The following is a 22,933-nucleotide window of genomic DNA, read 5'->3' as shown; positions in this document are numbered from 1 at the left end:
TTAGGGAATTTGCGATCCCGCGCAGGGGAACTAATCTCTCAACACGCGCGCGCGATATTCGATCAGGCCGTTCCAGGCGCTAGTCGCGCTGCGGATAATCCGGCTTCGGCGGTAGTCAAAGGTGACAAGCTGCCAGCCTTCGGGGTCGATTAGCCCGGGTTCCAGCGCCTCTTCGACCAGTGCCATCAGCCGATGAAGCCGCGCCGCTGCCGCGCCGTCGTCGTGGATGGAGAGCGCGAGACTCAGCTCCCGGCCAATCCCGCTCTTGTGGCTCCAGTCGAGCGATGCTCCGGTGGCCAGCGCGATATAGGGAAAAGCCGCACGCGGCGGCGCGCCATCGAAAATGCCGCTGATCTCGGCGGTCAGCGGCAGATGAGCGTTCAGCGCCATGATCAGTTGCCGCTGCACCGCTTCCAGCGCGCTGCTCATCGCACACCCCGCATCAGAAAGGCGACATCGCGCAGGCTGCCATTCTCGATCAGTTGCTTCCCGAGTTGCGGCGCCTCCACCTGGACGCCGCCGGGAGTTTCGGTGACACGGGCATTTTCCGGTAGTTCTGCGGTCAGCGCGGATTTGATTTCGGATCTGGCATCCGCCAGATGTTGCCTGGCAAGGGCATCGCCGCGTTTTTGCAACTTTTCCATCATCTTTTTTCTTCCGCCTGCAGAATGGTTTTCGGGATTAAGCGATGTTCCGGAATCACGCTCGCTATGGTCATGATCCGGTCGCCCCAGACCAGCCGGTCGCCCGGCTTGATCGCGTATGTTTCGCGCAAAATGAACCGCCAGCGCGGCATGGCCGAACGGCTCTCCGCTTCACTGGCGGTTCCGCCGTGCAGAGCTTCTGCCGCTGCCCAGAAGACGCCAACCGTGGTATATTGCAGCTCGGCGGAGCCCAGCGCATCGCGACCAGCAGTCTGCCGCTCAATCGATATGCGTTCGCGCAAGATGCCGGAAAATTCCTGTTCCATTACGCTACCCTCATCCGCCGATAGGGTCGCCACAAAGCGGTCACCGCGCTCGGCGGGCCACCGGCATCGACGCCGTCACGATTGGCATAGAAATAGCCCGCCATCCGCACGATCCCCTGGCGCAGACCAGCAGGCAGTTCGTCCCAATCCGTCGCCAATCCAGCGCTATAGCTCAAGCGAATCCGCGAACCGCCGTCGCCCCGGTGCAGCCGGATCCAGCCGATACCGTCGCTATCAATGTCGACGGCATAATCTTCCACCGCCAGTACCGCCGCAGGCCCGTCCGCGCCCACCTGCTCGGCCGAAGCTATCGACTGCACCGGCAGCCGCTTCAGCTTTTGCCACGCCTGGCGCGTCGGCAACATATCGGTCACCGACCGGATGATCAGCATCTGCCCGGTAAAATCCTCGCACAACGACGCGGCGCTGCGCAGAAACGCGTCGATGGCGGCGTCATCGGCGTCATGATCAATCCGGACAAAATCCCTGACCTCAGCGATCAGATCCGCCGGCACATCCGGCCAGTCTGCAATGGGGAAGCTCACGGTCGCGGCATCCTTTCACTAGATTTTCGAAATATGCGCCCGTGCCGGATCGAGAGGGGGAGCAACCGGCACGGGCGCGCTGCGCCGAAGCGCAGCAAGGGCTTCAGGAAGCGCTGAACTGCATCAGCTTGATCGCTTCCGAATTCATGAGCTGCCCGCCGACGCGTTTGGTTGCGTAGAAATGGACAAATGGCTTGTTGGTAAACGGATCGCGCAGGATGCTGGTCGCGCTGCGTTCCGCGATCAGATAGCCGGCACGGAAATTGCCGAAGGCGATCGACAGACTGTCGGCGGCAATATCGGGCATGTCCTCGGCCTCGACCACCGGATAGCCAAGCAGGGTCGCCGGCTGTCCGTTGGCGAGCGACGGCTGCCACAGAAACGCCCCGTCCGCGGTCTTGAACTTGCGGATATGGGCGAGCGTCGAGCTGTTCATCACGAAGGACGCGCCCTGCCGGTAAGCGGGACGCAGCGTGTGGACGAGATCGACCAGCGCATCCTCGCTGTCGAAGCTACCTGTCGCGCCCGACGGCACATATTGCAGCGAGCCAAAGGCCCGGACATCATCAGCCTCGTCGGTCACCGCCGCATTGAGAAAACCGCGTGGTTGATTGACACCAGAGCCACCGACAAAGGCCGCGCCTTCGGCTTGGGCAAATTCGCGAGCAATTTCGTCCGCCAGCCAGGACTCAACGTCAAAAGCGGCATCATCGAGCATCGCCTGGGACGCTGCCGGATTGGCGTAAAGCTCTCCGCTCGGCGGTGCGATCTCGTTGAAATCCGGCGTATCGGTTTCCGGACGGCCAGCGGTCTCGCTGACCCAGCCGGATGGCGTGCCGCCCGTGGTGACCAGCTTGCGATAACCGGCACTGCCGGTCTGCACCACCGTCGCGATCGAACGGATCGGCGAGATGTCCTTGAGCGTCGCCCCGATCAGCGCATCAATTTCCTGCGGCACAGCAAAGCCGCCTTCGGGCCCGGACGCGCCGGAAAAGCTTTTCAGCTCGACACCGCGATGATCACCGCGCCGGAGATATTTGGCGACAAATTCCTGCGCGGCGGGCGAAGACGGCAACCCCTTCGCGCCGTCCAGCACGGGCCGGGCCGAAGCCTTTGAGATATCGGACATTTGCGTTTTCAGGCCATCCACATCCGTGCGCAGCGATTTGATTTCATGGCTTTGATTGGCGACATCTTCGGCCATCAGCACCGCGTCAAAAGATTCTGCGAGCGGATCGGCCTTTGTTTCGAGCGGCGTTTCGGGGGAGCGTTCCATATTCTTCCTTTCTTCTGGGCATAAAAAAAGCCGCCCGGTGAGGGGCGGCCTTGAGTTTCTGGTTGGTCCTTTTCTAGTCGGACAGGGCGTCAGCAGCCTGCTGTAAATAGGGCAGCACCGGCTCCAGCTCGTAGCCTGATGTTTTCTCGATCATTTCGCGCAGCCAGGCCCTGTGGCCGCTGCCATAGACCAGGATTACCCGGTCACCCGGCTTGGTCACCTGCACCATCTTGTTGAATATTTTCGCATTGCGCATGAACCAGTAGGCCGCGAGTTCGGCGCCCGTCTGTTTTTCGCCCTCGCCGATGGTGATGATGTTCCAGTAGAATTCGTCCGGCAGTGAGTCGCCATTCCAGAACATGAGCAACTCTGGAATGGACTTGATGTTCTGCTCCTCTTCAAACCTGGCCATCATCGGACCAAAATCCGACATGATCTTGAGACGCTCGGCGTCGCCGGTTTCCTCGGCCTGTTGCTGGACGCGGCCATAGGGAAAATAGTCCGGCTCTCCCTCTGACGGCTGCTCATCAATCGCATAGACTTTCCGGATGCCGGCGGCATGGGCGACGCGGTAGCCGATTTGCACCACTTCGTTACGTTCCCTTGTCAGATCCTCCGGCTGGAACTCGGCAAAGCCGGCATCCGCATAAGGCGGCTTGGCTCTTGCTTCGACGGCGACAACCGTCGGTTGAAACCTCTTCAGCGTCTCCGCCAGAGTCGCAAGCTCCTCCTGCCGCTTGGGTGTGAGCACATCATCGGCTTTTGCATTGTTCAGATCGGCACCCGGATTGGCAAAATGATAGGCACCCAGCACCATCACCCGAACCGGTTCGCGCGCCTCGCCGGCGCTGTCATCCGCAAGAGCCGGCTGAGCCGCAAAGCAAAGCGCCAGCACGGTCGCAAAAAGGGTTTTCATATGTCTTCCTCCTCAGTGTATTAGTGTAATAATACTCCTCGACAGGAGGCGATCAAGAAAAATCGGCCTGTCCGTCCACCCGGTGAACGCGCGCCCATGGCTGCATCGGAAATGTCACCAGCGAAATTTCTGCGACGTCGATATCCATCAACTCGCGCGGCTCCTGACCGGATGAGCGGTTTACCCGATAGCCGAAACTCAATCCCTGCACCGCGCCACTCGCCAGACCGGCCGCCGCATTGCGGCCCGCCCGCGTCGCCGTCGATATCGTGCCAATCACCCGCAACCCGCGCCGGTCCTCGCGCACATGGTCGACGCGGCCGATCTGCTGGTGCGGATCATGTTGCCAGAGCAGCGGCAAAGATTGCCCGTCCGCCAGATCTCCGAACGCACCAGGGCGAATGATATCGCCGCCCTTGTCGATCCGGTCGAAGATCGCGGCATAGCCGGCGAAGCGCAGGCCGCTCACGATACCAGATGCCCCAGACCCAGCCGCATCGCGATCCCAACCAGCAACAGCGCCAGCACCCCCCGCACGATCCAGCGGATCGCCGCCTTCCATGCACTCGCCTTCGCGTCCCGCCAGGCCCGGAGCAGCTCGCGCAATTCGTCAATATCATCCTCCGCGCCCGGATCGGACAGACCCAGCCGGTCAAGCACCCGTACCGCGCCGCTGTCCGTCGCCTCCTCGACAATCGCCCGCAATGTCACCAGATCAGCGCCATCGCCTTCCGCCTGCGCCATCAGGCGGGCGAGCATTTCCTCGTTAGTCATTTTAATTGATGTTCCTTTTTTAGACCTCAAGCGCCGGGCGGGCGCATCCGCGCCCTTGGCTTCCGCGCCATAAGGCGCGGCGGCCGGTCGGCCTTGCCTCGGCTCCGCCTCGGTTAAAAACTAGCCACGAATGAAGGCGCCGAACCGACCCGAAGGGGAGGCAAGCGCGACCGCGCGCCCGCAGCGTAGCGAGGATAGCCAAGCGGGCGGATGCCCGCGCCCGGCGTCTGAGGTTAAAATATAAACACCCCGTCGGAGGCGTTCGCGCAGCGAACTGCCGCGAGACAAATAGACTCTTCACACCCCCAGCATCGCCCGTTTCTCTTCCTTCGACAGAAAGTCCGCCTCGCAAACCTGTTTCCACAACCGCTCCCGATCCTCTGACAAGGCAGGAATCTGGTCGCGATCCACCGCCAGCTTCACGTCCGGCCACCAGGCCCGTAGCGCACCCGACAGGCCATCCAGTATCTTCCCCGCCAGCGGCAATATCGTCAGCCGCCAGAGCGCCCGGTTGGCTTCGCGATAATTGGCGTAGCTATTGTCGCCGGGCAGCCCGAGCAGCATCGGCGGCACGCCAAAGGCCAGCGCAATCTCCCGCGCTGCTGCCTCTTTCAGCGCGACAAAATCCATATCCGCCGGGGTCATGCTCATCGACTGCCATTTCAGACCGCCCTCGAGCAGCATCGGCCGCCCGGCATTGCCCGCCCCGGCAAAACTTGCATCCATTTCGGCCTTCAGCCGGTCAAACTGCTCCCCGGTCAGCGCCGATCCATCGGCACCCGGATCATAGACCAGCGCGCCCGAAGGCCGCGCCGCATTATCCAGGATCGCCTTGTTCCATTTCGCCGCCGCATTATGCACCGCCACTGCTTTTGCCGCCGCACCCAGACAGCCGAGCCCATAATGGTCATCGGTCGGGTGAAAGCCCTTCAAGTGCACGATCGCCGGCCGACCCATCGCATCCTGCGCGGCAAAACGCGTGCGATGTTCACCGGCGCGATATTGATAGGCTATCGGCCAGCCCTTGGCATCCGGCTCGACAGTGATCCGGTCGGGCCGCAGCGCATAAAGTTCGCTGGGCTGGTCATCCGCGCCGCAGATCAGCTGCACATAGGCATTGCCATGGAGCAGCAAATGCGCGGCGATGGTTTCGAGCAATGACTGGCTGGCGCTGGTCGCGTCGACCAGGCCGGCGACTGTGTCATCGACCGGCACCAGCGGCGCGCCGCCGACCCCTTCGGCAACAATGCGTACCGCGCGCTGGGCAATGGCATTTTCGACATAGGCCTCGCGCACCCGGCCCTCATAAGAAAATGGCGCGTCCCCCGAAAAAGCCGCGCCACCATAAGTGCCGATATAGCTGCGCCCCAAAGGCGGCCGCAATGATCCACGCCCGCCCTTGAAGGCGAGGGAGAGATTTTCCCAGAATGTCATTTTTGTTCTCCTGTGCCCCTGCGCAGGCAGGGGCACATCTCCTGCATTATCTCAAATTCGCTCGGGAATAGGCGAGCGCTCCAGCCAACTCTTGGCGCAAACGAGCCCCATTGCGAATGCCATAGCTTCCCGAGATGGACCCCTGCCTGCGCAGAGGCACATCACCGCACCCTCGGCTCCCGCGCCTTCCCCAGCATCAATTCCGTCAGCGCCCAGACCAGGGCATCCGCCCGGTCCGGCGAACGCCCCGGCCCCTCATAATCGCCACCAACCAGCAACCCGCACATCTCGTCTTCCAGCTGCGGAAAGGCACCAACATGATGGACACGCCCATTTTCATAAAGCGCCGCCACCGGTTCGGCCCGCGCGACTTTCCCGCGCGAAGCGTGGACCAGTTTCACCGGCAGCGAAATCTTCGCCGCGTGCAGCACCGATTTAACCATCGCGCCACCCTGATTGGCTTCGGCGATAACCCGGTCGGCAGCGAAGCGGTCTGCTGCATCAGCCACCTTGCGCGCCCAGGTTTCCGGGCTGGCCTTTTCAACGCTGCAGTCGGCCAGAATATAAGCTTTCCCGTCAACCCCCAGTCCCGCGACGACAATGCCGCAAGCGTCACCGGTTGCGGAGGCTGGCGGATCGACACCGATCACGATTCTGGCAAAGCCAATCTTCCGTTCATCTCGAGCGTAGTCGAGAGACCGGTTCCGGCTGGCGCAAGTGGCTCGACTTCGCTCGACACGAACGGCCGCATCGCCGACCCGACACGCCTCAATCATCGCCCTTGTCCACAAGGCCCCTTCAACTTCCTCGATCAGTTCCCCGTCCAGTTCCTGACGCCCCAGCCTTGTGCCGCCATAATCCGCTGTCATAGCGGTCAGGAACGGAACCGGCAGATGCAAATCATTGTCCAGCGTCCGGCCCTTGCTGATCGCAATCCCGTCACCCTTGGCCAGCGCCCGCACCAGCGGCACTGGCCGCGGTGTTGTCGTCGCGACCAGCTGCGGCCGATAACCGAGGCGCAGTCCCATTTTCAGATTGTCCCAGGCGGCTTCGGCCTGGCCGGCATTGTTCATCCATTTGGCAATCTCGTCACACCACGCATGGCTGTGCTGCGGGCCGCGCAAGCCTTCCGGTTCGGCAGCCGAATAGAGATGCGCCTCTGCCCCGCTCTCCCAGCTGAGGCGCTTCAGCGACGGTTCCCATGTTGGGCGTTGCTGGGGCGGCGCAATTGACAGCAGGCCGCTTTCGCCCTCGACCATGACCGTGCGGGTTTCGCCATAGTTCGCGCCAACCAGGGCAAAGCGGGCACTGCCATCGCTTTCCGCGATGCTGCGCACCCACTCGGCCCCGGCCCGGGTTTTGCCATAACCGCGGCCCGCCATGATCAGCCAGATTGCCCAGTCGCCGGCAGGAGGCTTTTGTTCGGGCCGCGCCCAGAAGGGCCAACAGTACAGAAATTCCTGCTGCTCGCTTGCGCTCAGACGGGAGAGAAATTGCTTCCGTTCGGCCGCTGTCCATTCGGCGAAAATTTCCGCCTCGGATATCTCATTCATCGGCGGCTGTCGCCAACGGGCCGTTTTGCTGTTCGGCGAGCGCCCGGCGGCGGAGCAGCTTCGCGCGCATATTGCCGAGCTTGCGGTCGAGGCTTGCGCGCACTTGTTCGGCGCTCATTTCCTCCTCTGCCGCACGGGTCAGCGCGACCATCTGCTTGTGCGCCAGCAACAGTTTGACCGCGATCCCGTCATTATGTTCGCGCACCGTCGCGACTGGCTCGCCGTTGCGGAAAATATGCTTCTTCACCCCGTTGCGCGCCCGGTCGAGCAATTCCATTTCCAGCATTTCATAGCCGGCCGCCAGCGCCTGCATCCAGCGGCGCCGGAATTCCGGATCCCGGGTGCGCCAGTGATAGAGGGTCGACAAAGAGATATGAGCCGCTTCTGCGGATGCGCTCACATGCGAGCTGGTTGCCAGACATTTCAGGAAGCGCAGCTTGCGCCGGTCATCCAAACATCCCTCGCTTTCTGTTGCGGCCATAAAATACTCCTTCGCGGATCGCGACAAACGGTCCGGGCACAAAAAAGGCCGTCCGGAGAGAACAGCCTTGCCGGAGCGGCGGTGCTGTCCAGAGCCGGTCGGCCCGAATCACAATTTCTCGATGTTCCTGATTTGTACCTAAATAGCGTGACGATGTCAATATATTTTTACCTATTTGGTAAATTGATCGTTCAGATCAATCGTCGGCAGCACATGTTCGCTGATATATGCCGCCGCCATATCCGCCAACTCCCGGCCAAGATGCCAGTCGAGAATTTGCATGTCCGGAATGATCGGAGGGTTCACCAATATGTCCTGGTCGCCGAGCATTTCCTTCGACGCCATCCGGCTGGCCACCACCATCGAACGCGACATAATCTCAACAATAGATGGGAATTCGGCCTTCCGTTTGCGCCGCAACATGACATCCTTGAGCAAGCTCCAGCGCCCGCGAATATCGTCATATTCGACATCGGTGCGCCATATTTCATGTGGGTCGCCGAGGGACACGACGATATTCGGCCCGGCCTTGAGCCCGTGCATGACCTTGACCGGGATATTGTCGAGCACCCCGCCGTCGACCAATATATTGCCATCCTTGTCGATAAATGGTGGCAATATCGTAGGCAGCGAACCCGAGGCCCGAACGCATTCCCACAGAGGACCGCGCCGGTGAATATGCAGACCATTATTCGAAAGATTGGTCGAGACGCCGAAAAAATTGATCGGCTGGTCGGCAATATCCCGGGTCCCGTAGCGGCTCCGTAGCTCGCTGTCGAATACGGTCGGGTCGAGCAGGGAATAGAGCGGCAGGGTCAGCCGCTTCATCGCCTTGGCCTGGATGAACATCGCTTCCATCTGGTCGAGCGTCTCCTCCACCGTCATCCCGCGGGCAATCGCGCCGCCCATCGCCGCGCCAGCACTCGCGCCGCCGATGAAGTCGATCGGGATATCGGCCTGTCGCAAAGCCTTGATCACGCCGAGATGAGCACAGCCCAGCGCGCCACCGCCGGCCAGCACCACGCCAACGGCCCGGCCGGTCAGAAAACGGGCAACCTTGTGAAAGTCCGCATCGCTATCGAGCGCGACATGATGATGCAGCTTGGGCCTGCGCGGATCAATCCATTCGCCGCTCTTGCTGATTTGCTTGTCGGCGCTTGTCCGGAGCAGCAGCAAGGTTCGTTGTGGCTCCGCAATCCAGCCCATCGCGGCATCTTCCATCGCATTGGGTTGGGGATTGGTCGGGCCGGGCCGCGCCACCATCACCAGCGCATCGGCATTGCGGCACACCATCTGGCCCCAATCCTCCGATCCGCTGCCATCGATCAGGACATAGGCACCCCTCGCTTCCTGTTCCGCCAGCCACGATTGATATTCGTGGGCATCGGCTGCTTCGCTCGTCGCCCGGTCGATCGGCACCACTGGCGTATCCGGCCGTACCACCGCATCAAACGCCTCTGCCATGCGCATCAGAAATCCATCCGGCAGCGTGCTGGTTCCGGCGGGCAGCAAGGCAATCACCCGCGGATGGCTCGATAATATGGACGAGGTTCGCGCCGTCGCAACCACCAGCCGCTCCGAGACCAGCTTCAGCATCGCGGCGTTCAGTTCCGGATAGCGCACGGCAATGTCATCAAACGCCTTTCGCGAGACTTCCCGGATGATCGAATCGCGCATCGCAACAACATCGGCGGTTCGCTGGCCGTCGGCAAAAAAGGCAAGCTCTCCGACCGCTTCTCCCGTTTCGATATGCGCCACGATCCGATTTTTGTTAATGACCACGCGAAACCGGCCGGATTCGACAAAATAGAGCGCATCGGCATCATCGCCCTGATGAACCAGCACTTCGCCGCCCGCGATATGTCTCGTTGCAGAAACGGACTGAAGCGCGGTCAGCGCCTCCAGCGGCACGTCTTCAAACAAGGCATGCCGCCCGAGATCTGGCATTTCAGTCGGTTCAGCCACGCTAAATCCCCTATCGGTGCGACCCGCCTTCGCCTGTTATCCAGCCTAGTTGATCCACAATCAAGTCAAAGCGCCTTTACGCCAGATGACAGATCAACCCGCGACTGGGTGCAACCTCATTCGCGAGCATCGCCAGATAGGCGGATTGCAGAGCATCGCACCCTTCCAGATCCTCCACCTTCAGATAGGCGCTGGCTCCGGTTACAAAGGCTACAAATTGTTCATCGACCCGCGCGCGGAATTCCGCTGGCCCAATTTCCTTCATCAGGTTTTCCGCTGCCGTCGGAGCAAAGAACAGCTCCGGCTTCGGCCCTTGCAGATCATCCGCGCCGCCCCGTTCCGCGACATGGGTTGCACCGACCAGCGAACTGAACTTGAGCCGGTTGCCCCAATGCGCGTGGATAGCGCCGAGCAGCGAACCATTGCCGGCGAAATCGACCGACGCGGTCGGCATGGTGGCATCGGCTGTCGACAGATCATCATAGGTCAGGACGTCATCATAGAGCCCCGATTGCTCGACAAATGCCTTGTTGCCGCTTGATGTCAGACCAATGCGCTTGATGGCGGGGCTCAGGTTTTTCACAACCATCGCCAGGCCCAGCGCGGTTTTGGAGGAAGCGCTGGTCATCAGCAACGCCTCGGCCCCGAACCAGTCATTCGACCGCATGAAATGCTCGATCAGAAAGCTGGTGGTGAAAAGCGGCTGGAAGATCGCGCGCTCCGCCTCATGAGACCCCTCTCCCAGCCCCAGCCGGTGATATTGATTATATATGATCGCCAGCCCCTGCCGGTGCGCCGCACCGTCAACAAAGCCGCTATCCTGAACATTGGTCGGCGCAACCAGCAAATGGCTGGCCATCGGCAAATAGCCGTAGACCCGCTCCCCCACCGCGATATCGGCATTTTCCGAGGCGACAACTTTGGCAAAGCCCCAGACCGGGACAATGCCCCAAGCGGCATCACCGGTCGGGAAGAAATTCCAGTAGCCAAAGCCGTCGCCGACCACGGCATAGGTAATATTATTCGCCGTCAGGGCATATTTCTCGACCGCCAGCAGCACCTGACCCTCGGCCAGAGCCGGCACATCACTTTCATGCCATTCCGATTGCGAGAGTTCATCTTTCTTCACCCACAAGCTCTGCATCAATCCCGCTCCATCCTGTTTTGCTTATTCCGCCCAGCATACGGACTGGAGACCAGATGGCAAAAGCATTTGCCAAAAACCCTCCGCCTGCTAATCCTGCCGCACGGGACAGAATATGCGCCCATGTGCGCCATCGGGGAGAATTTTTGTGAGTGCAGCACCGGTTTCAGGTTTTGAAGCGGCGATCGCGCCGATCACCAATATTTCGGACTTTATCTGGGCCGGCACATGGGAAGGTTCCGAAATACTCCCGATACCGCCCATGGTCGTGATATTGCTCGGTGCCGGCATCTATTTCATGATCGGTCTTCGCGGCTATCCCCTGCGCCGGCTTTTCCCCTCTCTCGCCGGTCTGTTCAGAAAATCCTCAAGCAAGGGCGCGGGCGAGATTTCGCCTTTCGCGGCGCTATCAACAGCCTTGTCCGGTCAGGTTGGTACGGGCAATCTGGCCGGCGTAGCCACCGCCATCACCCTTGGCGGACCCGGTGCAATATTCTGGATGTGGGTGACCGCATTGTTCGGTATGGCGCTGGCCTTTGCCGAAGGTTCGCTCGCCGTGCGTTTCCGCTCGCAAGCAGAAGACGGTACCTATCGTGGCGGACCGATGACCTATATCACCATCGGCCTCGGCCCGAAATGGACATGGCTGGCCATATTATTCTGCGTCGGTACATTATTTTCCGCGCTCGTAACAGGCAACGGCATTCAGGCCAACAGCCTCGGTGACAGTGCCAACGAGCTGTTCGGAGTGGAGGAATGGATCGGCGGCGCGGTCGCGGCCATCGCAGTCTTCGTCGTCATTATTGGCGGAATCAAATCCATTGGCCGGGTCGCCGAAACCATCGTTCCGTGGATGGCCGGTGCCTATCTGCTGATGGCGCTGATCGCCCTGATCATCAACCTGCCCGACCTGCCGGAAACCTTCGGACGTATTTTCGGCGGTGCCTTTAACGCACAATCTGCCAGCGGGGGTTTTCTGGGTGCGGCGATCATCATCGCCATTCGCGCCGGCGTCGCGCGCGGCCTCTTCTCCAATGAAGCGGGACAGGGTTCAACCCCGATTGCCCATGCTGTGGCGCAAACCAACGATCCCGCTGCACAGGGCCGGTTCGCGATGATGGGTACCTTCATCGACACCGTGGTGATCTGCACGATGACCGCACTGGTCATGCTTACCGTTGCCGGCGATTTCACCTTTACCGATGCCAATGGCGTCAAACAGGTGGTCGAACACGCCTGGCAGTCGGACCTCAACGGCTTTGCCATGACCTCCGGGGCCTATGCAGCCGCCTTCCCCTTTCCCGTCTTCGGCATTCCGATCGGCACGCTGATCGCCTCGGTCGCGCTGATCCTGTTCGTTTTCACGACGCTGCTGACCTGGAGCTATTATGGCGAACGGGCAATCACCTATCTCTATGACCAGACTCCCGGAGCCACTCTGAAAGGTGAAAACCGGCTCCACTTCGCCTGGCGGATCCTGTGGTGCCTGGTGATCTTCATCGGCTCCTTCGCCCCGTTGCAGCTGATCTGGCGTCTCGGCGATATTTCCAACGCGGTCATGACCCTACCGAATATCATTGCCCTGCTCGCCCTCTCCGGTGTCGTTTTCGCGCTGGCAAAGGGCAATCGCGCCGCTGGCACAGATCATGGGCGCGAAACACCCAAGGAATTGCTGGAAGAAGTTACCGGCGCACCCGGTCACTAGATGGGATTTTTCTTGAACCTCAAGCGCCGGGCGGGCGCATCCGCGCCCTTGGCTTTCGCGCCAATAAGGCGCGGCGGCCGGTCGGCCTTGCCTCGCTACGCTCGTAATTATCTCCGACAAACCGAGCGAAGCGAGGCAAGCGCGACCGCGCGCCCGAGCTTTTGCGAGGAAAGCCAAGCAGGCGGATGCCTGCGCCCGGCGCTTGAGGTTTAAAAAAAATGCTAAAAAAACTCTATGACTGGATGCTCGACAAGGCAGCGCATCGGCAGGCACCGAAATGGCTGGCTGGTATCAGCTTTGCCGAATCCAGCTTCTTTCCGATCCCGCCGGATGTCATGCTCGCGCCTATGTGCCTGGCCAAGCCGGAGCGATCCTGGTGGTATGCCCTGATCTGCACGGTCGCGTCGGTGCTGGGTGCGCTGCTCGGCTATGCCATCGGCTATTTCGTCTTCGAAACGGTGGGCATGCCGATCCTCGAATTTTACGGTGTCACCGATAAATTTGAAATTTTCGCGCAGAATTTCAATGAACAGGGCTGGATCGTAGTTCTGCTGGCCGGCTTCACGCCGCTGCCATTCAAGGTCATCACCATCGCCGCCGGCAGCACCGCCATGCCCCTGCACATCCTGATTGGCGCGGCGATCATTGCCCGGTCCGCCCGCTTTTTTCTGGTCGCCGTCCTGCTCCGCTTTTTCGGGCCGCCGATGAAAGACTGGATCGACAAGAATTTCGCCCTGGCCACCACCGTGGTCGGCGTCCTGTTCGTCGGCGGGTTCGCCGCTCTGCGCTGGTTGCTGTGACAAGGAACAAATGCTTTTAGCGCAACAGCATTTTTTTCTATGGCCTCGCAGCCGATGATTTTCTAAGGCCGGAACATGAGCACCAGACAGGTTTCAGACAGCAACGATCCTGTGATCGAAAATATCGCCCAGTTGGTTGAACCAATGATTAAAGGCGAAAAGCCCAGAGACCGCTGGCGGATCGGCACCGAGCACGAAAAATTCGTCTATTGTACAAAAGATCACCATGCGCCGAGCTATGATGAACCCGGCGGGATAAAGGATCTTTTGCTCGCGCTGCAGGAATTCGGCTGGAAACCGGTAGAGGAAAACGGCAAGGTCATTGCTTTGACCGGTGCCGATGGTGCGGTCAGCCTGGAACCTGCGGGCCAGCTTGAACTATCCGGCGCCCCGCTGGAAAATCTGCACGAAACCTGCAACGAAACCGGTCGCCATCTGCAACAGGTGAAGGCAATTGGCGAAAAAACCGGTACAGGATTTCTGGGCATGGGCATGTGGCCGGACAAGACCCGCGCGGAATTGCCGGTGATGCCCAAGGGCCGCTACAAGATCATGATGAACCATATGCCGAAAGTTGGCAATCTGGGCCTCGACATGATGCTGCGCACCTGTACCATCCAGGTCAATCTCGATTATGGCAGCGAAGCCGACATGGCGCAGAAATTCCGCGTCGGGCTGGCATTGCAACCGCTGGCGACCGCCCTGTTTGCCAATTCACCGTTCACCGAAGGCAAGCCCAACGGCTATCAGAGCTTCCGCAGTCATATCTGGTCCGACACCGATCCGCACCGCACCGGTATGCTGCCCTTCGTGTTTGAGGACGGCTTCGGCTACGAACGCTACGCCGAATATATGCTCGATGTGCCGATGTATTTCGTTTTCCGCGACGGCCAGTATATCGATGCCGCCGGCCTCAGCTTCCGGGATTTCCTGAAGGGTGAACTGTCGGTGCTGCCCGGCGAAAAGCCGACCATGTCGGACTGGACCGATCATCTCTCCACCGCCTTTCCCGAAGTGCGTCTGAAAAGCTTCCTCGAAATGCGCGGCGCCGACGGTGGTCCGTGGAACCGGATCTGCGCCCTGCCCGCATTCTGGGTCGGTCTGCTCTATGATCAGACGGCGCTGGATACCGCCTGGGACCGGGTGAAGGGCTGGAACATGGAAGAACGCGAGGCGCTGCGCAACACGGTCCCGAAACTTGGTCTCGACACACCGATCCCCAATGGACAGACGCTGAAGGATCTCGCAGAAGAAATTCTGGAAATTGCTTCCGCTGGTCTGACTGCGCGCAACCGCCTGAACAGCAGCGGCGACAATGAAAGCGGCTTCCTCGACCCGCTGCGCGAAGTGGTCGCCAAGGGCAAATCACCGGCGGCACAATTGCTCGAACGCTATCAGGGCGAATGGAACGGCGATCTCAGCCGGATCTATGACGAGATGAGCTTCTGACAGAAGGTTGCTGGAAGAAATCAGCTTTTCAGTTTTACAATCCTTAGCAATCTACTGGTCAAATAGGCGGCGACTATGCCCAGTCCGATCGCGACCGGTGTGATCCACCAGCCCAATAATTCCCGCGTCCCGGCGGGAACTTCCGATAATGCACCGATAACAACGGACTCACCCGATTCACTCGCCCAAAACCCGACGGCATCCGGGTCGAAAAGCTTATACAGTCCGATAGCGATCAAGGCAGTGGCAAGGATATAACCAAAAAATCCGGTGGCCAATCCAAGGCCTTTGGTGGCCCCCCTTTTGACCTTCTGGATTGCTTTAAAACCGCGGGGCGGCGGCGAGCCTTTCAAAATATGGTCGACATATTGGCTGGCGAGTTCCCTCGGCTGCCCGAAACCTTCGAGAATGGTCGCAGCATCGATCATCTGTCCGTTTTCTTCCCGAATTTCCATCACATCATAAATATGACATTCAATTTCGCGCAACACATCATCAGCATCTTCTTTGTCCAGTCGGGACAAGAAGTTCATCAGCGATTTCAAATAATCGTGAATCATCTCGCGGTCTGACATGTTAATCTCCTTTCGGGCGGATTTCTCCAGGCCCCGGGTTGTTCAATAAAAATTCGATATCTTCGGCAGACTTCCGCCACCGGATCGTGAGATCGGATAGTTTCTCTTCACCCTTCTGGGTAAGTTTGTAATATTTTCGGGGTCGGGTCTCACCGTCTTGTTGCCAATGGGCATCAACAAGACCATCCCGTTTCAGCCGGTCCAGCAACGGATATAAAGTGCCTTCGGTTATCGCCGTTGTCTCCAGCGACTGAAGCTGACCAAGCAACTCTAGACCATATAGCCGTCGCTCTTTTAGCACCGCCAATATGACAAGCTCCAGGGTTCCTTTGCGAAGCTGGGCATCCCATTTCGACTCTATATTTTTCGGGACACCCATCATACTACCTTGCTTAACATTGTTACTATGTATTGCAAGGTATAATCTATAGCAAGGTAATGTGTGAAGAGCGGCGCTCCTCTAAAACTCAAATGCTTTCTGCTCCGTCTCGGTTGGTTCATCTTCGTCCACAGTTTCCACACCTTCAAGATTAGCCAGCGTCAGGCCTAACAACCGCACCCCGTTTTCCACCGGCATGATGCTCGCCAGCAATTCACGACCGATACTCGCAAATTCCTCTTTGCCCGCAACATAATGATCCACCGACCGGGACCGCGTCACCTGCCGGAAATCGGCATATTTGGCCTTGAGTGTCACCGTCCGGCCGCGCGCCTCGCATTTCTCGATACTGTTCCAGACGATATCGATGATATGCTCGAACGCGTCGTGCATGTCGCTGTCGCTGACCAGATCGTCGCCATAGGTTCGTTCGCCGCCGACCGACTTGCGGATGCGGTTCGACCGCACTTCCCGGTGATCCACGCCGCGCGAGGCGCGGAACAGATAGCCCGCCGACTTGCCGAAATGCTGGCGCAGAAAATCCTGCGATTGCGCACGCAGGTCTGCTCCCGTGTGGATATCCAGCTTCGCCATGCGTTCCGCCGTCTTCGGGCCGACGCCGAAGAAGCGCCGCACCGGCAATTGTGCGACAAAATCCGCCCCCTGGTGCGGCTTGATCACGCATATCCCGTCGGGCTTGTTCTGGTCGGAAGCGATCTTGGCAAGAAACTTGTTATAGCTCACCCCGGCGCTGGCGGTGAGACCCGTCTGCTTCCGGATCTCGGCGCGGATCATCTCGGCGATGCGGGTGGCGTTGCCGATCCCCATCTTGTCCTGCGTAACATCGATAAACGCCTCGTCGAGCGACAAGGGCTCGACCAGATCGCTGTGCATCCGGAAAATCGATCGAATCTGCTGCGATACTTCGCGGTAGACCTCGAACCGGTGCTTGACGAAGATCAGGTCCGGGCAGCGGCGCTTGGCAGTGATCGAAGCCATCGCCGAACGCACGCCATATTTCCGGGCCTCATAGGAAGCCGCCGCGACCACGCCGCGCTTGGAGGAGCCACCAACCGCCACCGGCTTGCCGCGCAATTCAGGAAAGTCCCGCTGCTCGACGCTCGCAAAAAAGGCATCCATATCAATATGGATGATCTTGCGCTGGAGCAGATCAGGAGCGGAATCGGACATGCTGCCAGTCTAGCGCCTGTTTTCCTGCTTGGGGAGCAGCTACATTTCTTCGCTCAGCGATTGGCGGTAGCGCTTGATCAGCGCCTCACCGGCATGGATACGGGTCGTCTCCCCGAAAGCGGCGCGCATGCCGCAGCTCATGAAATCCGATACCTCGGGATATTGCTCATAATCCGGCTTTCCATTCGCAAATATCTCCAGCCGGCCATCCAATATCCGGAAAATCGGGATAGCCGGACCTTCCGAGACCGGGATATACCAGCCGGACTCCCGATCGATATAGAGAGATGCCGCACCGATGCTGCACAAATGCGCATTGGCGCCGACCGCGCTGCCCTTGATCGCATAGAGTCCGTCACCGGTCCGTTCGACCAAAATATTGGTCATCGATGCCCCGACCAGAGCCGGCGTGATACGGGCGAACAGCTCTGACTGGCGATAAGCGGCGGGAACCGGAAGAACATCATCGATGAACAGGGCGGATTCCCCCGGAGCCAGCCACGCCGTTTCTCCGAGCAGGCCAAGCAGCGCGCCCTTGCGCCTATCATAGCTGTCCCGGATGCAATCCGAGGAATATTCCGCCACCGCGCATTTGTTGCGCTGCCTCAGCCAGGCAAGCTGCCCTGGCTTGGCGTCAGGATCGACGTCTTTTGCGCGCTCATAGAGCGCCGCCATATCGCGATCCGCCCGCCGCAGATCGCTGGCATATTCGCCGCATATCTCCCGTTCAACCTTGCTCGCTCCCTTGGCGCAATCAAAGGAAGCCACCTTTTCGAGCGCCGCCTGCTTGGCATTTTCTACCAATAATGTCTGCGTTTCTGCCGCACTGACCAACACATCCTGATCTCCGCCGCGCAGGATCACCGGACCACGAAAGTCGGCCTGCGCCAGATAGGTTATCTGTCCAGGCCCGATAATCGTCCGGTCGATTCGGGCACCGGCGAGGTCGACATCGTGCAGACCAAAGCTGTGCAGCGTGGCTTCGGTGAAATCCGCGCCCTTCGCGCTGATCCCTTCGCCGCCCTGATAGACCGGGCAGCCGTCCGACACCGTCATACCGCATACGAAGGTGAAACCGGTCATATTGGCACCATCGACATTCCAGCCCTCGACGCTACCCTCGAACCAGCCGCCATCAAAATGGCCGCCGGAGAAATCGGCACCCGCGGCCACCACATGCTTCAGTCCGGCGTTGCGAAACATGACAGCGGGCATGTGCGCCCCGGCCAGATTGGCCCCGGTCAGATCGGCCTTGATAAATCCCGCACCGGGTGCCGAGACACCGGCGAAATTGGCGCCCGCCAAATTGCTTTCCTCAAAGCAGACGCCGGACAGCACTATCGCGCGAAAATCCCAACCGGAGAAATCCCCACCTTTGACAATCGTGACACCGGGCTCGCGACGATCAAGCATGCGGATAAAATCGGACAGGGCTCCAAGCTCGTTGCCGTCAATTTCATGTTGCGGGATGTCACGATCGTCCCAAATATCGCCAAGAGCAAAATGACAGTCGGACAAGGCAGATTCATCAGCCTCCGCCCTTGTCGAACCGCCCCCAGTCAGGATCAGGGCAACCCATAACAGTGTCAGAAATAATCGTCTGGTCACCCGCACCTCCCGATATCCGCGCCCGGCCGTGGCATCTCGCCTAGCATATATGCTATAGCCACACTCGCCCGTTCTTGCCATAGGCCGTCCGTGCACAGCAAAGCTCTCCCCTTCCCGATCGGCCGCATCGAACTTGTCATCCTGATGGCAAGCCTGATGGCCCTCAACGCACTGGCAATCGATATCATGCTGCCCGCGCTGGGCCTGATATCCGCCGATTTTGCTCTGCCGGCCGTCAATGACCGGCAATGGGTCATCACTTCCTATATTTACGGCATGGCGATTGGCTCGATTGCTCACGGGTCGCTCGCCGACCGCTTCGGGCGCAAGCCGGTATTGCTGGTGACCATCGCCATCTACATCGTCTTCGGCATATTCTGCGCCCTCGCATGGGACTATGACCTGCTGCTGATCGCCCGGTTCATTCAGGGACTCGGCGCGTCGGCAATGGGCGTGCTGGTCAACAGCATCATCCGCGACCGCTACGAAGGCGACGCCATGGCGCGGACAATGTCGACGATCATGATGGTGTTCATGATCGTGCCGATTATCGCGCCGATGCTGGGCCAAATGGTTCTGATGGTTGCCCCCTGGAAGGCGATTTTCGCGGTCCTTTCCTCAGCGGGACTGGGGGTGTTTCTCTGGGTGCTCACCCGTCTGCCGGAAACGCTGCACCCGGACAACAAGACGCTGATCCGGCCGCGGGCGATTGCCTCCGCATGGTATCAGGTCATCTTCAACCGCAACAGTTTCGGCCATGTCATGGCAAGCGGCCTGATGATGGCCCCCCTGTTCGCCTATATCGCTTCGGCGCAGCAGATATTTGTCGATATATTCGGAGCGGAGGATATTTTTGTCTATATTTTCGCGCTCAACGCCGCCGCCATGTCACTCGGAAATTTTGCCAATTCCCGGATCGTCATGCGCTTTGGCGCGCGGCGCGTGTCCCAGTCGGCGCTCATTTTCTTCATTCTGGTCTCAATCATCCATTTTGTCCTCGCGATGGCGGGCGGCATCAATATCTGGACCTTCACCGCGCTGCTGGTGCCCTCAATGGCGATGGTCGGCCTGACCGGTGCGAATTTCAGTTCGATCGCGATGCAGCCGTTCGGCAAAATCGCGGGTGTCGCGTCCTCCTTCCAGAATTTCGCCCGCTCTGCGATGTCGGCATCGATCGGCGCGACGGTCGGACTGCAATTTGACGGTACTGTGTTGCCACTGGCGCTGGGCTTTCTGGTGTGCGGAACCGCATCCCTCGCGGTAATTGTCTGGGCAGAAAGGGGTCGGTTGTTCCGCCGCGTTCAGACCAATGTAAGCAGGGAATCTTTATTGAATATCGACAGGCTATAGGCAAAAACTGTAAATAGCGGACAGGAGGACAGCGCCATGACATGGTTGAATCTTGCATTTTCTACACTGGCCGCAGGCCTGTTGCCGGCCTGTCTCTTGCTTGCCACGCCTGCGCTGGCGGCAAATTCGATCAACGGCGAATGGATTACCGCAGACCGGGACGCGATCATCAAGATATCCAAATGTGGTGCGAATGTTTGCGGTCGCATCGACAAATATCTGGTGACCCCGCCCAATGGCGTGGGGCAAAAGGATATTCACAATCCCGACAAGAGCCTCCGCAATCGTACCCTGCTTGGCATGGCGATTTTGACCGGATTCAAGCCCGATGGCGATATCTGGCGCGGCAAGGTCTATGATCCGAAAACCGGCAAAACCTATCGCTCGGAAGTCAGCCTGAACTCGCCCAACAGCCTCAAGATGAAAGGCTGTATCGCCTTTGTCTGTCGGGGCCAGAACTGGACCCGGGCGAAATAAGGTTTTGCTTTAGTCTAAAACAATCAATCCTTCTTTTCCATCGCCGCGATCCACTGACTGAGCAGAGCCACCCCTTCTTCATGGACTGTCGTCCGCCCCACTTCGGGCATGGATATGCCAGGTTCAAGACTGTTCAACCGGTAGATCATGATACTGTCGCCAGGTGCACCCGGGTCAATATCAAAATCATGCGTGCCGCTCCCCCGCCCCGCTGCAACCGGGCGCTTGTGGATGCCAAGGCGCACCGGCATTTGTTCCTCATAGGTCAGGAACAGGCCGGAGTTGCTCGCCGAGCCGTTGATATTGTGACAATGGGCGCAATTGACGTCCAGATAGCCACGCGCACGGTCGTTTACCGATGCGGTCGCCTCTCCCCACGCGAGGATAGGATAGTCGACCTGCGGCTCCCGGTCGATCAGACCGAGCCTGGCAAAATCCACAAGTTGCCCGCCATGAGTCAGATTGCGCGCTTTTGGTCCGATCGGCGTCACCGCCCCCGAAAGGGCATGACATTCCTTGCACTGGTTCTTGTTGGGCACGCCATAGCTGATCGAACGCGCGCTGCCGGACGGATCGGTGAAGGTCACCGCGATGCGCGCGCCCGCGACCTTCAGCTTCGCCTCGGTCTGCGCGTCGTTCCACACATAAGGCAGTGCCAGCCAGCCATCGGCGCGGTGGAGCAACACCCGGGTTTCGAGCAAGCGGGGCTTGCCATCAATCTCATAGCCGAAGCTCTTGATCAGCGCCGATCCCACGGGAAAGTCTAGCAATCCGTCGCCATCGGCCTTCGCCTGCTTCCCTTGCGGCACATAGATGAACCGGTATTTCTCCGCATAGTCGGTAAACAGGGGCGTGTTCAGGGCATAGGGCACGACCCGGTCATTCGGCTGCCACCCTGCTTTATCCTTGAAGAAGCGATAGTCCGACAGGCTGCGCGGCAGGCCATCAGACAGGATCACTGCGTCGGCGACGCCTGCCGGTTCGCCCGCAACGGACACCTCCGCGCCCGCCGTCAAGGTCAGCGCCAGCACAGCGCATGCGGACGCCAGCAAGCGCATTATCGGATTGCGGCTTCCATCGCCTCGGGCAGGGTGATTGGCTTCAGCTGCCTTCCGTCAAACGGCTCGGTTGCGCCGCTCGAGATGGTCGGCTGCGCCTCGGCCAGCGACTGGCCGGGCGTGGTCAGCCCCATGGACAGGACCGCAACATCCTCGCCAATCAACAGGTTTTCGCCCGTGCCATCCTCGATAATCGGCGGGATCGCCCCGCCAAAGGCCGCTTTCAGCTGATCCCCGCCCGGGAACGCCGGCTTGTAGCCCGCGCGGCCATGCTCGTTCTCGAATACCCGCACACCAATCGGCTTGGGATTGTAATTCGGATCATCCTGCCCCTTGCTATAGGACACGATCAGGACATTGCCGGTGCCATTTTCGGCGAGCTTGTTGCCGAACACCTCGACCTCATAATGGGACATCACCATGATCCCCATGCCGGTCGGAACATCCGCCACGATATTGCCCTCGGGGGCAAAATTCGGGGTGTTGTTGTCAACCACGATATTGTCGAACACCCGGACATTGCGGCCACCCTGTTTCGGAATATTGGGCAGATCAAACACCAGGATTCCGCCGGTATTGTTGACCGCGATATTGTTATAAACATCCGCGCCAATGCTGTTCTCGATCTCGATCCCGGCGACGTTGAAGCGCGCCACGCTGTTGCGGACGATGATATTCTCAGACTGGCCCACATAAATCCCGGCATCCGAAGAGCCGGAGGTTGTCACGCTGTCGACCAGCACATTGCGGCTCTCGACCGGATAAATCGCATAGGCACCATTTTCCGGATGCGGCCCGCGGGTCCATTCCACCCGGATTTTATAATAGACAATATTGTCCGCGCCCTTGGACTTGATGCCATCGCCCTTGCTGTCCTCGATCGCGAAATCGCGCAGCACGACATGGTCGGACGTGACCAGCAAGCCTTCACCGGCGCCCAGCTGTCCGGCAAAATTGAGCACCGTCTGGTCCATCCCGGCGCCGCGGACGGTGACATTGTCGACATCAAGCGAGAGACCATCGATCAGATCAAAGCGGCCAGCGCCCAGTTCCACCACATCACCCGGTTCGGCAAGAATCAGCGCCTCCTGTATCCGCTCCTGGGCATCATCACCGGCTTCCACCGTAATCGTTTTTGCGAGTGTCGGCGCGCTCAGGCACAGCGCGGTGGCGAACAATAAGCTGCGGATCATATCTCTCTCCTCCAGGAACGAGAGAGTGTGCCGCAAAATCTGGCCGATGCCAAGAGCATTGACATTGATGTCAGTGACTAATGTCGGTGA

At 59.5% G+C, this 22,933-nt stretch carries 24 protein-coding genes; 5 read left to right on the top strand and 19 right to left on the bottom strand.

Annotation, left to right across the window (positions count from 1 at the left end; genetic code table 11):
- Nucleotides 1-30 precede the first annotated feature (30 nt).
- From ACN0WX_RS04930 to ACN0WX_RS04870, 13 genes are all read right to left on the bottom strand, one after another.
- Nucleotides 31-429 carry a DUF3168 domain-containing protein gene (locus ACN0WX_RS04930; protein WP_417621155.1) on the bottom strand — a complete coding sequence of 133 codons (399 nt, stop codon included), beginning with the start codon at nucleotides 427-429 and terminating at the stop codon, nucleotides 31-33.
- Nucleotides 426-647, bottom strand: a complete 222-nt coding sequence (locus tag ACN0WX_RS04925; RefSeq protein ID WP_417621154.1) for a hypothetical protein — start codon at nucleotides 645-647, stop codon at nucleotides 426-428. The genes ACN0WX_RS04930 and ACN0WX_RS04925 overlap by 4 nt, the downstream gene beginning before the upstream one ends.
- Complete coding sequence (locus ACN0WX_RS04920) at nucleotides 644-970, bottom strand: head-tail adaptor protein (protein WP_417621153.1); 327 nt, start codon at nucleotides 968-970, stop codon at nucleotides 644-646. The genes ACN0WX_RS04925 and ACN0WX_RS04920 overlap by 4 nt, the downstream gene beginning before the upstream one ends.
- Nucleotides 970-1,515: a head-tail connector protein gene (locus ACN0WX_RS04915; protein WP_417621152.1), complete on the bottom strand. Its 546-nt coding sequence runs from the start codon at nucleotides 1,513-1,515 to the stop codon at nucleotides 970-972. The genes ACN0WX_RS04920 and ACN0WX_RS04915 overlap by 1 nt, the downstream gene beginning before the upstream one ends.
- Before the next feature lie 103 nt (nucleotides 1,516-1,618).
- A complete protein-coding gene (locus ACN0WX_RS04910) occupies nucleotides 1,619-2,791 on the bottom strand; it encodes a phage major capsid protein (protein ID WP_417621151.1) in 1,173 nt (390 codons plus the stop codon).
- A 73-nt stretch (nucleotides 2,792-2,864) separates the two neighbouring features.
- Nucleotides 2,865-3,707, bottom strand: a complete 843-nt coding sequence (locus tag ACN0WX_RS04905; protein WP_417621150.1) for a DUF5694 domain-containing protein — start codon at nucleotides 3,705-3,707, stop codon at nucleotides 2,865-2,867.
- A 52-nt stretch (nucleotides 3,708-3,759) separates the two neighbouring features.
- Nucleotides 3,760-4,176 carry an HK97 family phage prohead protease gene (locus ACN0WX_RS04900; protein ID WP_417621149.1) on the bottom strand — a complete coding sequence of 139 codons (417 nt, stop codon included), beginning with the start codon at nucleotides 4,174-4,176 and terminating at the stop codon, nucleotides 3,760-3,762.
- Nucleotides 4,173-4,481: a DUF6127 family protein gene (locus tag ACN0WX_RS04895; RefSeq protein ID WP_417621148.1), complete on the bottom strand. Its 309-nt coding sequence runs from the start codon at nucleotides 4,479-4,481 to the stop codon at nucleotides 4,173-4,175. The genes ACN0WX_RS04900 and ACN0WX_RS04895 overlap by 4 nt, the downstream gene beginning before the upstream one ends.
- A gap of 297 nt (nucleotides 4,482-4,778) precedes the next feature.
- A complete protein-coding gene (locus ACN0WX_RS04890; RefSeq protein WP_417621147.1) occupies nucleotides 4,779-5,915 on the bottom strand; it encodes a phage portal protein in 1,137 nt (378 codons plus the stop codon).
- A 161-nt stretch (nucleotides 5,916-6,076) separates the two neighbouring features.
- Entirely contained in the window at nucleotides 6,077-7,468 is a 1,392-nt protein-coding gene (locus ACN0WX_RS04885) for a DNA-packaging protein (protein ID WP_417621146.1), read from the bottom strand.
- Nucleotides 7,461-7,949, bottom strand: coding sequence for a hypothetical protein (locus ACN0WX_RS04880; RefSeq protein ID WP_417621145.1), 489 nt, complete (start codon nucleotides 7,947-7,949; stop codon nucleotides 7,461-7,463). Before ACN0WX_RS04880 ends, ACN0WX_RS04885 begins: the two co-directional genes overlap by 8 nt.
- A gap of 171 nt (nucleotides 7,950-8,120) precedes the next feature.
- Nucleotides 8,121-9,914 (bottom strand): patatin-like phospholipase family protein, encoded by a 1,794-nt coding sequence (locus tag ACN0WX_RS04875; protein WP_417621144.1) that lies wholly within the window; start codon nucleotides 9,912-9,914, stop codon nucleotides 8,121-8,123.
- Between the two features lie 76 nt (nucleotides 9,915-9,990).
- The gene (locus ACN0WX_RS04870; protein WP_417621143.1) at nucleotides 9,991-11,058 is read right to left on the bottom strand and encodes a DUF2855 family protein; all 1,068 of its coding nucleotides are present in this window, start codon (nucleotides 11,056-11,058) and stop codon (nucleotides 9,991-9,993) included.
- 148 nt (nucleotides 11,059-11,206) lie between these two features.
- On the opposite strand from ACN0WX_RS04870, the gene ACN0WX_RS04865 reads away from it, so the two are divergent.
- The 3 genes from ACN0WX_RS04865 to ACN0WX_RS04855 all read left to right on the top strand — a co-directional run bounded on the left by ACN0WX_RS04865 (nucleotide 11,207) and on the right by ACN0WX_RS04855 (nucleotide 15,012).
- Entirely contained in the window at nucleotides 11,207-12,763 is a 1,557-nt protein-coding gene (locus ACN0WX_RS04865) for an alanine/glycine:cation symporter family protein (RefSeq protein ID WP_417621142.1), read from the top strand.
- Nucleotides 12,764-12,981: 218 nt separating this feature from the next.
- Nucleotides 12,982-13,563 (top strand): YqaA family protein, encoded by a 582-nt coding sequence (locus ACN0WX_RS04860; protein WP_417621141.1) that lies wholly within the window; start codon nucleotides 12,982-12,984, stop codon nucleotides 13,561-13,563.
- A 75-nt stretch (nucleotides 13,564-13,638) separates the two neighbouring features.
- On the top strand, nucleotides 13,639-15,012 hold the full coding sequence (locus ACN0WX_RS04855) for a glutamate--cysteine ligase (RefSeq protein ID WP_417621140.1): 1,374 nt from the start codon (nucleotides 13,639-13,641) through the stop codon (nucleotides 15,010-15,012).
- A 20-nt stretch (nucleotides 15,013-15,032) separates the two neighbouring features.
- On the opposite strand, the gene ACN0WX_RS04850 is transcribed toward ACN0WX_RS04855, so the two are convergent.
- The 4 genes from ACN0WX_RS04850 to ACN0WX_RS04835 form a co-directional block, all read right to left on the bottom strand.
- Nucleotides 15,033-15,587 (bottom strand): HAAS signaling domain-containing protein, encoded by a 555-nt coding sequence (locus ACN0WX_RS04850; RefSeq protein ID WP_417621139.1) that lies wholly within the window; start codon nucleotides 15,585-15,587, stop codon nucleotides 15,033-15,035.
- 1 nt (nucleotide 15,588) lies between these two features.
- A complete protein-coding gene (locus tag ACN0WX_RS04845; protein ID WP_417621138.1) occupies nucleotides 15,589-15,969 on the bottom strand; it encodes a PadR family transcriptional regulator in 381 nt (126 codons plus the stop codon).
- Between the two features lie 78 nt (nucleotides 15,970-16,047).
- Complete coding sequence (gene dinB / locus ACN0WX_RS04840; protein WP_417621137.1) at nucleotides 16,048-17,157, bottom strand: DNA polymerase IV; 1,110 nt, start codon at nucleotides 17,155-17,157, stop codon at nucleotides 16,048-16,050.
- A gap of 39 nt (nucleotides 17,158-17,196) precedes the next feature.
- Nucleotides 17,197-18,765, bottom strand: a complete 1,569-nt coding sequence (locus ACN0WX_RS04835; RefSeq protein ID WP_417621136.1) for a pentapeptide repeat-containing protein — start codon at nucleotides 18,763-18,765, stop codon at nucleotides 17,197-17,199.
- 90 nt (nucleotides 18,766-18,855) lie between these two features.
- Between ACN0WX_RS04835 and ACN0WX_RS04830 the strand changes: the two genes are divergently transcribed.
- Together ACN0WX_RS04830 and ACN0WX_RS04825 are read left to right on the top strand one after the other, a co-directional pair.
- The gene (locus ACN0WX_RS04830; RefSeq protein ID WP_417621135.1) at nucleotides 18,856-20,115 is read left to right on the top strand and encodes a multidrug effflux MFS transporter; all 1,260 of its coding nucleotides are present in this window, start codon (nucleotides 18,856-18,858) and stop codon (nucleotides 20,113-20,115) included.
- Nucleotides 20,116-20,151: 36 nt separating this feature from the next.
- Entirely contained in the window at nucleotides 20,152-20,592 is a 441-nt protein-coding gene (locus ACN0WX_RS04825) for a DUF2147 domain-containing protein (RefSeq protein ID WP_417621134.1), read from the top strand.
- Between the two features lie 23 nt (nucleotides 20,593-20,615).
- Here the strand turns inward: ACN0WX_RS04825 and ACN0WX_RS04820 are convergent, their stop codons facing one another.
- Both ACN0WX_RS04820 and ACN0WX_RS04815 read right to left on the bottom strand, forming a co-directional pair.
- Nucleotides 20,616-21,650, bottom strand: a complete 1,035-nt coding sequence (locus ACN0WX_RS04820; protein WP_417621133.1) for an SO2930 family diheme c-type cytochrome — start codon at nucleotides 21,648-21,650, stop codon at nucleotides 20,616-20,618.
- The gene (locus tag ACN0WX_RS04815; RefSeq protein ID WP_417621132.1) at nucleotides 21,650-22,843 is read right to left on the bottom strand and encodes a parallel beta-helix domain-containing protein; all 1,194 of its coding nucleotides are present in this window, start codon (nucleotides 22,841-22,843) and stop codon (nucleotides 21,650-21,652) included. The genes ACN0WX_RS04820 and ACN0WX_RS04815 overlap by 1 nt, the downstream gene beginning before the upstream one ends.
- Nucleotides 22,844-22,933: the final 90 nt, after the last annotated feature.

The organism is Parasphingorhabdus sp., assembly GCF_048269915.1.
In the GTDB taxonomy this organism is placed as follows: domain Bacteria; phylum Pseudomonadota; class Alphaproteobacteria; order Sphingomonadales; family Sphingomonadaceae; genus Parasphingorhabdus.
Note: the sequence above shows the minus strand (reverse complement) of the source record. Positions and strands in the feature narration are given on the sequence as shown.

Excerpts from the sequence above, each read along its gene's own strand:
- ACN0WX_RS04930 (WP_417621155.1), bottom strand. The coding sequence starts at position 429 with ATGAGCAGCGCGCTGGAAGCGGTGCAGCGGCAACTGATCATGGCGCTG.
- ACN0WX_RS04925 (WP_417621154.1), bottom strand. The coding sequence starts at position 647 with ATGATGGAAAAGTTGCAAAAACGCGGCGATGCCCTTGCCAGGCAACAT.
- ACN0WX_RS04920 (WP_417621153.1), bottom strand. The coding sequence starts at position 970 with ATGGAACAGGAATTTTCCGGCATCTTGCGCGAACGCATATCGATTGAG.
- ACN0WX_RS04910 (WP_417621151.1), bottom strand. The coding sequence starts at position 2,791 with ATGGAACGCTCCCCCGAAACGCCGCTCGAAACAAAGGCCGATCCGCTC.
- ACN0WX_RS04905 (WP_417621150.1), bottom strand. The coding sequence starts at position 3,707 with ATGAAAACCCTTTTTGCGACCGTGCTGGCGCTTTGCTTTGCGGCTCAG.
- ACN0WX_RS04895 (WP_417621148.1), bottom strand. The coding sequence starts at position 4,481 with ATGACTAACGAGGAAATGCTCGCCCGCCTGATGGCGCAGGCGGAAGGC.
- ACN0WX_RS04890 (WP_417621147.1), bottom strand. The coding sequence starts at position 5,915 with ATGACATTCTGGGAAAATCTCTCCCTCGCCTTCAAGGGCGGGCGTGGA.
- ACN0WX_RS04885 (WP_417621146.1), bottom strand. The coding sequence starts at position 7,468 with ATGAATGAGATATCCGAGGCGGAAATTTTCGCCGAATGGACAGCGGCC.
- ACN0WX_RS04880 (WP_417621145.1), bottom strand. The coding sequence starts at position 7,949 with ATGGCCGCAACAGAAAGCGAGGGATGTTTGGATGACCGGCGCAAGCTG.
- ACN0WX_RS04870 (WP_417621143.1), bottom strand. The coding sequence starts at position 11,058 with ATGCAGAGCTTGTGGGTGAAGAAAGATGAACTCTCGCAATCGGAATGG.
- ACN0WX_RS04860 (WP_417621141.1), top strand. The coding sequence starts at position 12,982 with ATGCTAAAAAAACTCTATGACTGGATGCTCGACAAGGCAGCGCATCGG.
- ACN0WX_RS04855 (WP_417621140.1), top strand. The coding sequence starts at position 13,639 with ATGAGCACCAGACAGGTTTCAGACAGCAACGATCCTGTGATCGAAAAT.
- ACN0WX_RS04850 (WP_417621139.1), bottom strand. The coding sequence starts at position 15,587 with ATGTCAGACCGCGAGATGATTCACGATTATTTGAAATCGCTGATGAAC.
- ACN0WX_RS04845 (WP_417621138.1), bottom strand. The coding sequence starts at position 15,969 with ATGATGGGTGTCCCGAAAAATATAGAGTCGAAATGGGATGCCCAGCTT.
- dinB (WP_417621137.1), bottom strand. The coding sequence starts at position 17,157 with ATGTCCGATTCCGCTCCTGATCTGCTCCAGCGCAAGATCATCCATATT.
- ACN0WX_RS04825 (WP_417621134.1), top strand. The coding sequence starts at position 20,152 with ATGACATGGTTGAATCTTGCATTTTCTACACTGGCCGCAGGCCTGTTG.
- ACN0WX_RS04820 (WP_417621133.1), bottom strand. The coding sequence starts at position 21,650 with ATGCGCTTGCTGGCGTCCGCATGCGCTGTGCTGGCGCTGACCTTGACG.
- ACN0WX_RS04815 (WP_417621132.1), bottom strand. The coding sequence starts at position 22,843 with ATGATCCGCAGCTTATTGTTCGCCACCGCGCTGTGCCTGAGCGCGCCG.